Consider the following 13,369-nt stretch of genomic DNA (forward strand, 5'->3'; position numbering starts at 1 on the left):
TTTGAAGCTAAACATACAAATGTTTTGGCAATTGGTAACAAAAGATAAATATCAACCTATTGCCAATCTACAAATTCCCACCCAACTCAAACCCAACTCAAACCCAATTCAAACCCAATTCAAACTTAGTGCAACTACTAGGCATTCAATTAACAGTAACTCGGAGGTTTTGATGGTCTTTCTATTACCTGGTGTCAAATTCGATTTGGACCTGATCAAAAAGTATGACACCCGCGCACCCAGATACACTAGCTACCCACCCGCTACAGAATTAACTGAAACATTTACCGCCCAAGACTTTGAAAGAGCCATCATTAATTCTAATCAACGTCAAACGCCCCTATCTTTATATTTCCACATTCCTTTTTGCCAGAGTGCTTGTTATTTCTGTGGCTGTAATACGGTGATTTCTGGCAATAAGAATATTGCCAAACCTTATCTACAAAATTTAGCGCAGGAAATCCAAAATACCAGCGAATTAATAGATACCAACCGCAAAGTTTTGCAAATTCACTGGGGTGGTGGAACACCAAATTATTTGGAAATGCAGCAAGTTGAATTTTTGTGGGATAAGATTAATCGTTATTTCACTATTGATGAAAATGCAGAAGTTTCTATTGAAATTAACCCCCGTTATATCAGTAGAGAATATATTCTATTTCTCAGAAATATTGGCTTTAATCGCATTAGTTTTGGTATCCAAGACTTTAACCCAGAAGTACAAAAAGCCGTTAACCGTATCCAACCAGAAAAAATGCTGTTTGAGGCAATGGATTGGATTAGAGAGGCTAATTTCGCTAGTGTAAATGTAGATTTAATTTATGGTTTACCCTACCAAAATCTACATACTTTTAGAGAAACTGTCACAAAGACAATTGCTCTAGATCCTGATCGAGTTGTGGTGTTTAATTTTGCCTATGTACCTTGGATGAAACCTGTACAAAAAAGAATTGATCCGGCTACATTACCCGGCGCTCAGGAAAAGTTAGATATCCTGAAAATGACCATTGAAGAATTAACAAATAACGAGTATTTGTTTATCGGTATGGATCATTTTGCGAAAACTAATAATGAATTAGCGATCGCTCAACAAAATGGTACTCTCAAACGCAACTTCCAAGGTTATACAACTCACGCAGAAACCGAACTTTTTGGTTTTGGTTCTACATCTATTAGTATGTTAGAAGATGCCTATGCTCAAAACCATAAAGGTTTAAAGGACTATTATCAAGCTGTAACAGCAGGTATTCTTCCCACCAGTAAAGGCATTAAATTAACCCAAGATGATATCATCAGACGGGATGTAATTATGTCTATTATGTCTCACTTCCAGTTACATAAATCAGACATTGAAAAGAAATATCACATCAATTTTGATGGATATTTTGCCCAGGAACTAGAAGAATTAAAACCTCTGGAAGATGATGGACTGGTCAATTTATTAGCCGACGAAATCCAAATTACCGATACTGGTAGATTATTAGTGAGAAATATCGCCGTTAACTTTGATACTCATAGCAGAATTAAAGAAACAAAATTCTCTCGTGCTATTTGAGTATGGTAATTAGTGATTGGTGATTGGTAATTGGTAATTGGTAATTGGTAATTGGTAATTGGTGATTGGTGATTGGTGATTGGTTAAATACCCTAATTATCTAATAATTGGGGTATATTTTTATGTTTATGGAATTAACAGGAATTAACAGGAATTAACAATTATGATAGCTTGAATCCTTTATCTACAACTTTTGATTTAAATAAATATATCATCAGGTAGAAAAAATTATCTTTCAATACTAATAAATTTGATACAGTATAAACTATAGAGGTAATCGGCAATGATTAATATTATTGCTTGGATAATTTTAGGACTATTAGCTGGTGCGCTTGCCAAAGCTGTTTATCCTGGTCATCAAGGCGGTGGCATTGTCTCAACAATAATTTTAGGTATTGTTGGTGCTTTTATCGGTGGAACTTTATTTACACTCCTCCGCACTGGTACTCTACAATTTGCGTCTGCAACTTTAAGTATTCCCGGTCTTTTGGTGTCAATAATTGGCGCGATACTTGCGATTTATTTATGGACGCTATTCCAAAGAAGTAGCCGAGCATAAATTCAATTTTAGATTTTAGATTTTAGATTTTAGATTTTGGATTTTGGATTTTGGATTTTGGATTCGGGATTTTAGATTTTGGGTTTTGAAGTTGGAAATTTGAATTAATTGTATTGTATGTTTTTTCACAAAAAAGAACCGATTCATTTTGTCAAAGTTGATGAACCTAACCCCCGCTTTGCTCAATTACTTCTAGAGCAATTTGGCGGTGCAACTGGAGAACTCACAGCCGCTTTGCAATATTGGGTGCAATCTTTTCATGTAGAAAATCCTGGTATTCGGGATATGCTCCAAGATATTGCCATTGAAGAATTTGGTCATTTAGAAATGGTTGGTAAACTCATAGAATCTCATACAAAAAATACCGACCAAACCGAAGTTTACAACAGCACTCTTTTTGCTATTCGCGGAATAGGACCTCATTTTCTTGATAGTCAAGGTCAAGCTTGGACTGCAAATTACTTGAATGAAGGTGGTGATGTCGTCCGCGATTTACGGGCGAATATTGCCGCAGAAGCTGGCGCTAGGCAAACTTATGAGGAGTTAATTAAACTGGCAACAGATAAAGGAACTAAAAATACTTTAGTGCATTTGTTAACAAGAGAAATTTCGCATACCCAAATGTTTATGAAAGCTTTGGATTCTTTGGGTAAGTTGACTGATCCTATGTTTGGTAATGTTCAACCAGATGAAACTGTTTCTCTTTATTACAACTTATCTACCAATGGAACTGAGCCAGATCAACGAGGTCCTTGGAACTCTGAACCAGCATTTAATTATGTCGCTAATCCTTTAGAACGTCGAGCTTAATAAATAGTTGGCAAATTGTAATTTAGAGCAGGAGTCAGGAGTCGTAGGGGCGAAGCATTCGGGCGACTAATGATAAATTTTTGTCCAAGGCTATTTTCCTGTAAGGGCGAAGCATTCGGGCAACCAATTATCAATTTTATGAAAAGGCTATTTTCCGAATGCTTCGCCCCTACTTCGCCCGTACAGGAATCAGGATTCAGGATAAAGACCTAGTTTTTCTCACCTAGTCACCAGTCCCCAATCACCAGTCACCTCTCACCTCTCAACTACTGACTTTGCTATTACCCCTAACTGCAAACCAGGGGGAAAAGTCCCTTCTTCTTTAATCCGCTTTATTTCCCCTTCGCTAATTTGCAAACTTAACTTTTGTGCTAAACACTTGACAGTATCTCCCCTATCAATCACACCAGCTACCGCACCTGCGGGAGAAAGTACGGTGATTTGGGGTAGCTGCTCGTTTTCTAGTTTGTTGATAACGTCTGCTAAAGAAGTTGATTCGCTGACAGTGGGTATTGTGTTCAGAGGATGAACAATAGTTTGCAAAGTTTCAGTTTCCCACTGACTTCTTTCCGTGATCCGCAAATCATCAATTTTCACTAAACCCCGATAACGTCCATCCGATGCAGCAAAATAAGTATGTGCAATGTGTGATGTATGGGGAAAAGATGTATCTAAAAGATATAAATCCGCAAACTCCCGTAATGTTTTATTTGCGTCAACTACGCGAAAATCACGAGTCATTGCGTCAACCGCTTGGAGTTTAATCAGAGTTTCTTGCAGGGTGGTAACATTGTCATAGGTATTAGCGTTACGAATTGCAAACCAACCTAATAATACAATCCACAAACCTGTTACCAATTCCTGGGTAAAGAAATCTAGAGCAAATCCGCAAGCGATCGCACAATAACCTAAAATTTGTCCAGACTTAGCCGCCCAATGTACTGCTTGAAAGCGATCGCCTGTAATTTTCCACAGAGCTGCTTTTAATACCTGTCCCCCATCCAAAGGTAAACCAGGAATCAAGTTAAATAAAGCCACAACGCAGTTAATTCTTGCTAAATCCCTGACCATAACATTTAGTAATGTCGTATCAGGAATCACTTGATAACCTAGAGTTAACAACACAAACAGGATAATACTTACCGCAGGACCAGCGATCGCCACTTGAAAAGCTTTACCTGGAGTTTTTGACTCTTCCTCTATCGCTGCAATACCACCAAAGAAAAACAGCGTAATGGAATTAACTTTAATTCCTTGGGACTGCGCCACCAAACTATGCCCCAACTCATGCAACAGCACAGAAGTAAATAACAGCAGTGCCATTACCAGTCCTGCACTCCAAGCTGTGACAGTTCCCCATCCTTGGTAAGCAACCCCAAAATTTAAAGTTGCCAACCCAACAATTACAAACCATAGGGAGTCCAAAAACAGAGGAATGCCAAATAAAGATCCAATTTGCCAATTTTTTTGCATTACATCAATTTATTTATATATTTCTTATATTTCCCACCATAGCAGAAGGCAGGGGAACTAGGAGAGGTAGGGGAGGCTGACAAGGGTAGGTATTTTACATTGTCGTGAGGGCAAGACTTGGGGGACAAGGAAGGACAGTGGACAAGGGGGGAAAACCGTACAAAATCATATTCTCTTGGTAACAAAAAGACTATTGTGCGGATAAAATCTTCCTTGTCTACTTTCCCTCCTTGTCTTCCTAGTCCTGCCTTAATAGATAATATTAAAAACCTACCCCTGTGAGGGTAGGGGAGGTAGAAGTTATTAATTATCAATTATCAATTATCAATTATCAATTATCAATTATCAATTATCTAGGACTTACGCACTGTACAAATTCACCATGATGTGCATGAACGAAAATCCGTCGTTTCAGGCTTTTGTCGATTAACTTCCGATCAATAGCGAACTGCTTGCAGCAGCGCTTCGCTATCGCTCAAAAATCATTAAAAAATCACGTTAAAAAGCCTGAAATCCATACCTCATATTTGGTTGATCCTGGCGTAAGTCCTATTATCAATTATCAATTATCAATTATCAATTAGTCTCCAGACATAAAAAAGCGGTAAGTAAGTTAATGTTTACCTACCGCCGAATTTTTAAGTTACTCTCTCGTAAAAGAGCATTAAATTAAACTTATAAACGACCGATGTTAGTCAGTCCTAAAACAATACCAATACCAATTACATGACCAAAAGCCATTGCACCAATAAAACCTGCTACACTTACGGGAAGTAAAGGCATTTGGGGTCCTACCTTGGGCGCTTTACTTGCCAAACTGAGTAAAAGTACCACCAAACAACTAGCACTGATAATAATACCAACTGTAGGACTCCACTCAGGTGTAGCGGGTACGGATGCTGCTGCTAATAAAATAGATGATAACAAGATGTATTCTCCTACGGTGAAAAATGAATCCAAACCTACAAAATTATAGAATTAGCTAGGACAAAGCAAAAGTTTTTCCTTTAAATTAATGTACTTTTGTAATTATTTTTAATTTCCCCCGTCATTTATTACACTTATCTCACACTTAAATGCGAGTTAAAATTTGCGGAATTACTCAACCACAGCAGTCTTTAGCTATAGCTAACTTAGGTGCAACCGCACTAGGTTTTATCTGTGTACCAACTTCACCACGCTACGTTACCATAGAACAGATACAAGCAGCAGTAGTACCACTACCAGATCATCTTGATAAAATTGGCGTTTTTGCCAACAGCAGCATTTTACAAATTAGTGAAACTGTACAAACATCTAACTTAACTGGTGTACAGTTACACGGAGATGAAACACCAGAATTTTGTGATCAATTACGTCAGATTTTACCAAACATAGAAATTATTAAAGCCTTGCGAGTGAGAAATTTACAACAATTAGAAACCACAACTAACTATATTGACTATGTAGATACTTTACTATTAGATGCTTACCATCCCCAACAATTAGGAGGAACAGGAAAAACATTAGATTGGGAAATGTTACAAGCTTATAAACCTAGTCGTCCTTGGTTTTTAGCAGGAGGACTAACACCAGATAATATATTAACAGCTTTAAATCAAATTCATCCCAATGGAATTGACTTATCTAGTGGTGTAGAACGTTCACCAGGAGATAAAGATTTAGATAAAGTAGAGTTATTATTTGCTAGGTTAAAATCCGTAGATATTTGAATCAAGATTTTTAGGATGTGATTCAATGTTGATTTTTTTGTCTGAATCAGGATGTCCAGGATTTAAGGATTTACAGGATGTAAGAAAAATTAAAAATTAAAAATTAAAAATTAAAAATTAAAAATTAAAAATTAAAAATCCGCGTTTATCCGCGTTCATCTGCGTTCAAATTTTGTCATAATCAGGATATCCAGGATTTAAGGATAGATTACATCAGGTTTTATGCTAGTTGTTTTTTGTGTTTGATTTGTTGTATATTGAGAATAGGCGATCGCTCAAATCTTGAGGTAGTGATAAAATAGAAAAATCAGGACAAAAATCAGGACGAAAATAAAGATAACGGTGTTTAATTTTTAGCTTAGGAGTTAATGATGGAAACAATTACTATTAATGTTGAGCATGAAGTAGCGAAAGCTTATCGAGAAGCAGAAGTTAACAAACAACAAAAACTCAGTCTCATAGTTAAATTATTCTTTCAACCTGATTTTGCTAATAAAACTTTGAGTCAAGTGATGGAAGAAATTGCTGATAAAGCTGAAAAGAGAGGTTTAACACCAGAGATATTACAAGCAATTCTAGATGATGAAGATGAATAATGATAAATAAGCGTTTTGTCTTAGATAATAATATTTTAGTTAGTGCATTACTAATTATCCATTGTTGAATTATATGATGTTTATTATTTTATTTGTCTGAATCAGGATTTACAGGATTTGAGGATGTACAGGATGTTATTTACTAATTATCCATTGTTGAATGATATGATGTTTATTATTTTATTTGTCTGAATCAGGATAACCAGGATTTGAGGATGTACGGGATGTTATTTACTAATTATCCATTGTTGAATAATATTATGTTTATCATCTTCTGAATTGAGATGATCAAAATCATTTTACATTCTATCCTGTCAATCCTTAAATCCTGGACATCCTGATTCAGACAAAATTAAACATCCTGTCAATCCTTAAATCCTGGACATCCTGATTCAGACAAACGCTTCCCTTAACACTGTTTGCATCAGTTCTTCCGCTAGTTGTTTCCGGTGTTTTATTTGTGCTTCTAGTTCCTCTATTTGTTTCATTAAATAATCTACTTTTTCTACTATTGCTTTTTGTTCTGCAAGAGGAGGAAGGGGGAAAATAAAACTTCTTAATTTAGTAGCATTAATATTAGATTGTCCTATTGCATCACTCTTTACTGTATTACACCATTCTCTATGCAGTTGAGAGTTCATAACATAATTAGTATAGTAAAAATTTATTTTTCCAATCATCCTATAACGCACTAAATAACCTGCATAAATTGTTTTTTTATTATAAAGAAATAAAGATGTTTTCCCTACTAATTCTCTGCTGTTAGTTCTATTAAAAAGTAAATCACCATAGGATAATTTATATTGTTCTATTTCTTCTTCATTATCTGTATATACTAAATCTGTTAAATCAATAACTCCATTTTGTAAATTTCCCATTCTTAAAACTGGGACTTTTCCAATTTTAAGTGATTTAGAACTTGTTCCATATTCAAATCCTTCAGCAATGTCTACTAAACGACACCAAACCCAACCATCAGGTAAAGAAAAGGGAACTTCATCACTAGAAATAGGAGGTAAAGGTTTTTCTTTTTTCAGTTTACCCTCAGTAATTAATTGTTGTTTTTCCGCCTTGATTTTATCCAGAAGTGCAACAGCATCCGTATCAGGATTACCTTTTTGCATCGGGTTTTGTTTACGCCATTCTGCTGTTAATTTACCAGATATCGCTTCTTGTAAAATCGCTTGTTTTAGTTGGGTGATGTATTTTTCTTGGTTATTTAATTCATTATTCAAACTATTGATTAATTGAGATTTATGGTTATTTAACAATAAAATTTCTGATTGTTCATCAAGGGAAGGAATAAATAGCTCATGATTAAGAAAAATTTGTTCATTTAAATATCTTCTATGAGTAATACCACTACTTGCTCTTTCACAAAGATCATAGAACGCAGGGGAATTTGTATATTGATTGATCCATTCTGCGGTTGTTAAAGAATGATTAATGTCATAAGCCCAAAAATTACCTGTTATTATTGCACCATCAACATCATCTCCAGCAATTCCAAAAGCTCCATATCTAGCATCAATTTTAGACATTACAAATTGTCCAGACTTGAGGATAAATTGTTTTTTTGTTCCAATTTTTTTACCAATTTCCTTATCTCTTACATAAACTCCTTGGTGTTTACTTCTTATCGTTATACGCTTGTATTCTTTGTGTTCTTCTATGTCAATTGGTATTTTTGAGCGAATTAGGAGATCACCAATTTTCAATTTTTGCCATTTACTCATTAAAAATACCTTCCTTTAATAAATCCAAAATTATATCACTTTCCTTTAAAGAATCATGCAACATCCCCAACAACTCCACCGAAGTATAACCCCTCTCCACCTCCTGAACATGGGGATTTTTCACATCCAAATTAAAACCATTCTTCTCCAACTCCTCAAAACTTACCCGCCATGCTTGATCATTTTCCTCTCTTTTATCCCACCATTTCTTTAAATCATTAAACTCATTTTTATGAATCGGTTTCGTCTTAGAATACGCCTTCACACCCTCCGGTAATTGATGTTCCCAATACCAAACTTCCTTAGTCGGTTCACCCTTACTAAAAAACAACAAATTAGTCGCCACCGAAGCATAAGGTTGAAACACAGAATTAGGTAAACGGACAATAGTATGCAAATTACAAGACTCTAATAAATGCTGACGAATACGCGCCTTTACCCCATCCCCCGTTAACGAACCATCAGGTAAAATAATACCAGCCCGTCCCCCATCATGTAAATACCTAACCATTAATAATAAAAACAAATCTGCACTTTCCGTAGTGCGATAATTCATAGGAAAATTATCCTCTACCCCATCAGTAACCGAAGCACCAAAAGGAGGGTTAGCTAAAATCACATCTACCCGATCTTTATGATTAATAGAAGTATATTCACGATTTAAACTATCTGTATATTCAATATTCGGAACTTCAATTTCATGTAAAAATAAATTTGTCACCGCTAACATAAAGGGTAAAGGTTTAAATTCCATCCCCTTAATCGTTTTTTCTAAAGTTTGCAAATCGCGCACATTATCAACACCTTGCAGACGTAAATGATTAATTGCACAAGTTAAAAAACCACCCGTACCACAAGCAGGATCGAGAACAATTTCCCCTAACATCGGGTTAACCATTTCCGTCATCAATTCAGTTAAAGCGCGGGGTGTGTAAAATTCCCCATAAGCGCCCGCAGTTTGTAATTCCCGCAAAATCGTTTCATAAATATCACCGAACAAATGACGATCTTCCGAACTTTCAAAATCAATTTCATTGAGACTATTTAACACCTGACGGATAATAGTCCCATTTTTCATATAATTATTAGTACCTTGAAAAATCTCTTTAATAATTACTGCGCGTTTATTCCCCGTGCTAGTATCTAAATTTTGCAGTGTGGGAAATAATTCTTTATCAATAAAATCCCGTAACTCATCACCTGTTAAAGACTTTTTCCCATTAGTCATTCCCTGTTCAGAAACCGCCCAATTACACCAGCGTAAATGTTCAGGAATAGGGGAAACAAAATCATCTTTAATTAATTCCAACTCCTGATCACTTGCATCTAAAATCTTGAGAAACAGTAACCAACCTAACTGTTCAATTCTTTGTCCATCACCAGAAACACCTGGATCTTTCCGCATGAAATTACGTAAACTTTTAATACTACCGCCGAGATTTTTCATTGTGAATTATGGGAAAGGTAAATAAAAATGTATAATGTAAGAGAATAACATAAAATAGTTACATTTTGTCAGAATCAGGATAGCCAGGATTTAAGGATTTACAGGATGTAAGAGAAATTAAAAATTAAAACTTAAAAATTAAAATCCGCGTTTATCCGCGTTTATCCGCGTTAATCTGCGTTCAACTTTTATTCAATCACTAATCAAGCTGCTATTTTATATAACTCAGAAGTTAAATCTCGTAAAGCAGAAATATATTGAGACTTACCACCAAAAATTTTCACAATTTCTGAAGGAGAACCAAATTGTTTTAAAGGTGCTAATTTCAGTACAGACAAATCCTCAATATTTTCAATTCTGGATATTTTTGAAATTTATCCTAGTAACCGTTTTAATCTTTTATAAACATCATCATCATTACGTTTACCTACTAAAATTACTTCAACTAAATCTTGATCTGGAAAATATCTATAAACAATTCGATATTCACCACTATCTACTCGATAAAAACCCTGATAACCAGATAGTTGTTCACTATCATTTGGTAAAGGTTCAACATTTAAGGATAAAACCTTTTTTGCTATTTGTGCCGCTATTTTAGGTTGTAATCCGTTCAAAAAATCTAAAACATTTGATAAACCATCAAGTTTCACCATTAGCTAAAATCTCCAGCGCAGATGTAAAAACCTCCGTACCAACCATTTCCGATTCACTAATAGCAGTTTTAGCTTTTTCTAGCAAAATTTGATCTTCTAATTCTTGTATTCGATTGATCATCTTTTCATATAATTCTGCGGAAAAAATCACATAACTAGGTTGTGATTCTTGAATAAGTAATACTGGTTCAATAGCTGCTTGATCAAAAATTTCACCATGTTTATCGGGAGCATCTATAAGATTATAAGTTTGCATAGTTTCCATAGTTTCCATAGTTTCCATAGTTTAAACATTTCCACACCATTATAACACAAATGTTAATCAAGGTTAATCAAGGTTAATCAAGCTGCTATTTTATATAACTCAGAAGTTAACTCTCGTAAAGCAGAAATATATTGAGACTTACCACCAAAAATGTTCACAATTTCTGGAGGAGAACCAAATTTTTTTAAAGGTGCTAATTTCAGTACAGATAAATCCTCAATATTTTCAATTCCCTCATTCGCGTATTTTTCCAAAAGTGCATTTAAAACGTCCCTGGCTTTTTCACCATATTTAGTAAAATAATCTCGTTTTTTCACATTTTCCGCTCTTTGCTTACGAGTTAAAGGTGGACGATTCCAAGCAACATAACAAATTAAATCAAACAAATCTAAATCTTTCTTAATTTCCTGTTCTAACTCCTCAGCAATAATATCATGATTTCGTAATTCAGCAATCAAAGCAGCTTTTTTATCAGCTTCATTCCAGCGTGTTAAAAACTCATCTAAACTGCTAAATTTTTGCAATACATTTTGTTTAGTATAATCCCGTAAACTACTAGTAACTAACTCTCCTGCTTCATTCAAATATTGTACTCTTTCATTCAGAACAGCAATAGAAACCCCTGTAATATAAATCTTATCACGTTTCTCAGAAACAATATTACCACCTTGAATAATTTTCGGTTTTTTGTCAGTAAAATTTTCAGCACTTGCACTAAAATCAATCACTTCCCCAGTATCTTGATCAATAATAGCTTCCGTTAAATTGCCATTAATATCTTCTATAGTTAACGGTTGATTTGTACCGAGTTCTTTAATCATAACTGGATGATGATTAAAATTCGGATCAGCAAATTGATCGGTAACATTTCTAAAATCCATGATTGTAAAAAACTGCTTATTAAATTGTTCATTGATTCTCGTACCTCTACCAATAATCTGCTTAAATTCCGTAGGGGATTCAATATTAGTATCAAGAACAATTAATTTACAAGTTTGTGCATCAACTCCAGTCGTCATTAACTTAGAAGTTGTTGCAATCACGGGATAACGTTCTTCGGGATTAATAAAATTATCAAGTTCCCGTTTTCCTTCCTTATCTTCTCCAGTAATACGCATCACATATTTATGATTTTTTAAAGCTAAATTACCCGCTTCATTGATAATAGCTTGACGCATTCTTTCCGCGTGTTCTGTATCTGTACAGAAAATAATTGTCTTTCCATAAACATCGGTTTTCCTTAAATATTCCATCACCCTTTTAGCAACGGTTTTTGTTCTTTCATCAATTACTAAATGTCTATCAAAATCTTTAAGATTATAAATTCTATCTTCCACAAAATAACCTGATTTATCTCGTTTTCCCATTTCAGGACGATAACCTTCTAAATCCACATTTAAACCCACCCGAATCACTTTATAAGGTGCAAGAAAACCATCATCAATTCCCTGTTTCAGCGAATAAGTATAAATCGGTTCGCCGAAATATTCAGTATTAGAAATTTCCTTTGTTTCCTTGGGAGTTGCAGTTAAACCGATTTGGGTAGCACCACTAAAATATTCTAAAATTTCTCGCCATTTACTATCATCAGCAGCACTACCCCGATGACATTCATCAACTATAATTAAATCAAAAAATTCTGGATTGAATTGTTTATAAGCATCCAAAATATCATCATCATAATTAACCAAACCTTGATATAATGCTAGATAGATTTCAAAAGCATCATCAATAGTTTTGTTTTTAATCACCGTCATTTTATCTTTAAAATGTCTAAAATCACCGCGTTTTGTTTGACTAATTAAAGCATGACGATCCGCTAAAAATAAGACTCTTTGCTTAATACCATTTTTCCACAACCGATAAATAATTTGAAAAGCAGTGTAAGTTTTCCCTGCACCAGTGGCCATGACTAAAAGTAACCGATTTTGACCTTTAGCAATTGCTTCTACTGTACGATTAATAGCAATTTGTTGATAATATCTTGGTTGACGACCTTGAGGATCAAAAAAGTAATCAAAACTAGCTATTTTTTCCGCTTCTGGGGTTTCAATTCCTCTATATTTTTTATATTTCTGCCAAAGTTGCTCAGGAGTGGGGAAATTATCAAGACTTAATTCTTGTTCAATTAAATTAGCAAAACCCGATCTATCATGTTCTAAAAAACCATCACCATTGGAACTAAAAGCTACAGGTAAATCTAATATTTCTGCATAATTTAAAGCTTGTTGCATTCCAGCACCAACAGGGTAAATATTTTTTTTAGCTTCAATTACAGCAATAGCAATATTCGGTTTATAGTAAAGAATATAATCAGCTTTTTTTCCTTTTCCCCGTTTTGCCTGATTACCTTTAACATAAATTCGACCATCGGTAAAATATACCTGTTCTCGCACTTGTTTGGTAATATCCCAACCAGCACGAACCAAGGCAGGTAAAATATACTTTGTACAAATATCTTGTTCTGAAAGTTCTCGTTTATCAGTCATCTGTACAATCACTTATATAATTAGGGTTTATTATATCATTATATAACAGGTGACTGGGGACTGGGGACTGG

General features: G+C 34.7%; 13 protein-coding genes and 1 pseudogene. 5 read left to right on the forward strand and 9 right to left on the reverse strand.

The window, feature by feature from the left end:
- Positions 1-172: 172 nt before the first annotated feature.
- The 3 genes from hemN to H5968_RS16470 all read left to right on the forward strand — a co-directional run bounded on the left by hemN (position 173) and on the right by H5968_RS16470 (position 2,924).
- Positions 173-1,555, forward strand: coding sequence for an oxygen-independent coproporphyrinogen III oxidase (gene hemN, locus H5968_RS16460; RefSeq protein WP_187040817.1), 1,383 nt, complete (start codon positions 173-175; stop codon positions 1,553-1,555).
- A gap of 286 nt (positions 1,556-1,841) precedes the next feature.
- Positions 1,842-2,114 carry a GlsB/YeaQ/YmgE family stress response membrane protein gene (locus H5968_RS16465; protein ID WP_187040818.1) on the forward strand — a complete coding sequence of 91 codons (273 nt, stop codon included), beginning with the start codon at positions 1,842-1,844 and terminating at the stop codon, positions 2,112-2,114.
- 117 nt (positions 2,115-2,231) lie between these two features.
- Positions 2,232-2,924, forward strand: coding sequence for a manganese catalase family protein (locus tag H5968_RS16470; RefSeq protein WP_187040806.1), 693 nt, complete (start codon positions 2,232-2,234; stop codon positions 2,922-2,924).
- Here the strand turns inward: H5968_RS16470 and H5968_RS16475 are convergent.
- The 3 genes from H5968_RS16475 to psaK form a co-directional block, all read right to left on the reverse strand.
- Positions 2,921-3,058 (reverse strand): hypothetical protein, encoded by a 138-nt coding sequence (locus H5968_RS16475; protein WP_187040807.1) that lies wholly within the window; start codon positions 3,056-3,058, stop codon positions 2,921-2,923. The genes H5968_RS16470 and H5968_RS16475 overlap by 4 nt on opposite strands.
- A gap of 121 nt (positions 3,059-3,179) precedes the next feature.
- Positions 3,180-4,397, reverse strand: coding sequence for a site-2 protease family protein (locus tag H5968_RS16480; RefSeq protein WP_187040808.1), 1,218 nt, complete (start codon positions 4,395-4,397; stop codon positions 3,180-3,182).
- 675 nt (positions 4,398-5,072) lie between these two features.
- The gene (psaK, locus tag H5968_RS16485) at positions 5,073-5,324 is read right to left on the reverse strand and encodes a photosystem I reaction center subunit PsaK (protein WP_096572347.1); all 252 of its coding nucleotides are present in this window, start codon (positions 5,322-5,324) and stop codon (positions 5,073-5,075) included.
- A gap of 149 nt (positions 5,325-5,473) precedes the next feature.
- Between psaK and H5968_RS16490 the strand changes: the two genes are divergently transcribed.
- Positions 5,474-6,109 carry a phosphoribosylanthranilate isomerase gene (locus H5968_RS16490; RefSeq protein WP_187040809.1) on the forward strand — a complete coding sequence of 212 codons (636 nt, stop codon included), beginning with the start codon at positions 5,474-5,476 and terminating at the stop codon, positions 6,107-6,109.
- A 368-nt stretch (positions 6,110-6,477) separates the two neighbouring features.
- Positions 6,478-6,705 (forward strand): hypothetical protein, encoded by a 228-nt coding sequence (locus H5968_RS16495; protein ID WP_222620703.1) that lies wholly within the window; start codon positions 6,478-6,480, stop codon positions 6,703-6,705.
- A gap of 392 nt (positions 6,706-7,097) precedes the next feature.
- Here the strand turns inward: H5968_RS16495 and H5968_RS16500 are convergent, their stop codons facing one another.
- The 6 genes and pseudogenes from H5968_RS16500 to hsdR all read right to left on the reverse strand — a co-directional run bounded on the left by H5968_RS16500 (position 7,098) and on the right by hsdR (position 13,298).
- Positions 7,098-8,423, reverse strand: coding sequence for a restriction endonuclease subunit S (locus H5968_RS16500; protein ID WP_187040810.1), 1,326 nt, complete (start codon positions 8,421-8,423; stop codon positions 7,098-7,100).
- Positions 8,424-8,433: 10 nt separating this feature from the next.
- The gene (locus H5968_RS16505; protein ID WP_187040811.1) at positions 8,434-9,888 is read right to left on the reverse strand and encodes a class I SAM-dependent DNA methyltransferase; all 1,455 of its coding nucleotides are present in this window, start codon (positions 9,886-9,888) and stop codon (positions 8,434-8,436) included.
- Positions 9,889-10,091: 203 nt separating this feature from the next.
- Positions 10,092-10,244: pseudogene (locus H5968_RS16510) on the reverse strand (type I restriction-modification enzyme R subunit C-terminal domain-containing protein); the annotation flags it as partial.
- 18 nt (positions 10,245-10,262) lie between these two features.
- On the reverse strand, positions 10,263-10,544 hold the full coding sequence (locus H5968_RS16515) for a type II toxin-antitoxin system RelE/ParE family toxin (protein WP_187040812.1): 282 nt from the start codon (positions 10,542-10,544) through the stop codon (positions 10,263-10,265).
- Positions 10,531-10,827, reverse strand: coding sequence for a prevent-host-death protein (locus tag H5968_RS16520; protein ID WP_255427163.1), 297 nt, complete (start codon positions 10,825-10,827; stop codon positions 10,531-10,533). The genes H5968_RS16515 and H5968_RS16520 overlap by 14 nt, the downstream gene beginning before the upstream one ends.
- A 59-nt stretch (positions 10,828-10,886) precedes the next feature.
- On the reverse strand, positions 10,887-13,298 hold the full coding sequence (gene hsdR / locus H5968_RS16525; protein ID WP_187040813.1) for an EcoAI/FtnUII family type I restriction enzme subunit R: 2,412 nt from the start codon (positions 13,296-13,298) through the stop codon (positions 10,887-10,889).
- Between the last annotated feature and the right edge of the window lie 71 nt (positions 13,299-13,369).

Source organism: Sphaerospermopsis sp. LEGE 00249, assembly GCF_014299995.1.
GTDB lineage: Bacteria > Cyanobacteriota > Cyanobacteriia > Cyanobacteriales > Nostocaceae > Sphaerospermopsis > Sphaerospermopsis kisseleviana.

What these genes read in the sequence shown, in the direction of transcription:
- H5968_RS16495 (WP_222620703.1), top strand. Translation starts at nt 6,478, where the DNA reads ATGATGGAAACAATTACTATTAATGTTGAGCATGAAGTAGCGAAAGCT.
- H5968_RS16490 (WP_187040809.1), top strand. Translation starts at nt 5,474, where the DNA reads ATGCGAGTTAAAATTTGCGGAATTACTCAACCACAGCAGTCTTTAGCT.
- hsdR (WP_187040813.1), bottom strand. Translation starts at nt 13,298, where the DNA reads ATGACTGATAAACGAGAACTTTCAGAACAAGATATTTGTACAAAGTAT.
- hemN (WP_187040817.1), top strand. Translation starts at nt 173, where the DNA reads ATGGTCTTTCTATTACCTGGTGTCAAATTCGATTTGGACCTGATCAAA.
- H5968_RS16505 (WP_187040811.1), bottom strand. Translation starts at nt 9,888, where the DNA reads ATGAAAAATCTCGGCGGTAGTATTAAAAGTTTACGTAATTTCATGCGG.
- H5968_RS16480 (WP_187040808.1), bottom strand. Translation starts at nt 4,397, where the DNA reads ATGCAAAAAAATTGGCAAATTGGATCTTTATTTGGCATTCCTCTGTTT.
- H5968_RS16515 (WP_187040812.1), bottom strand. Translation starts at nt 10,544, where the DNA reads ATGGTGAAACTTGATGGTTTATCAAATGTTTTAGATTTTTTGAACGGA.
- H5968_RS16520 (WP_255427163.1), bottom strand. Translation starts at nt 10,827, where the DNA reads ATGGAAACTATGGAAACTATGGAAACTATGCAAACTTATAATCTTATA.
- H5968_RS16470 (WP_187040806.1), top strand. Translation starts at nt 2,232, where the DNA reads ATGTTTTTTCACAAAAAAGAACCGATTCATTTTGTCAAAGTTGATGAA.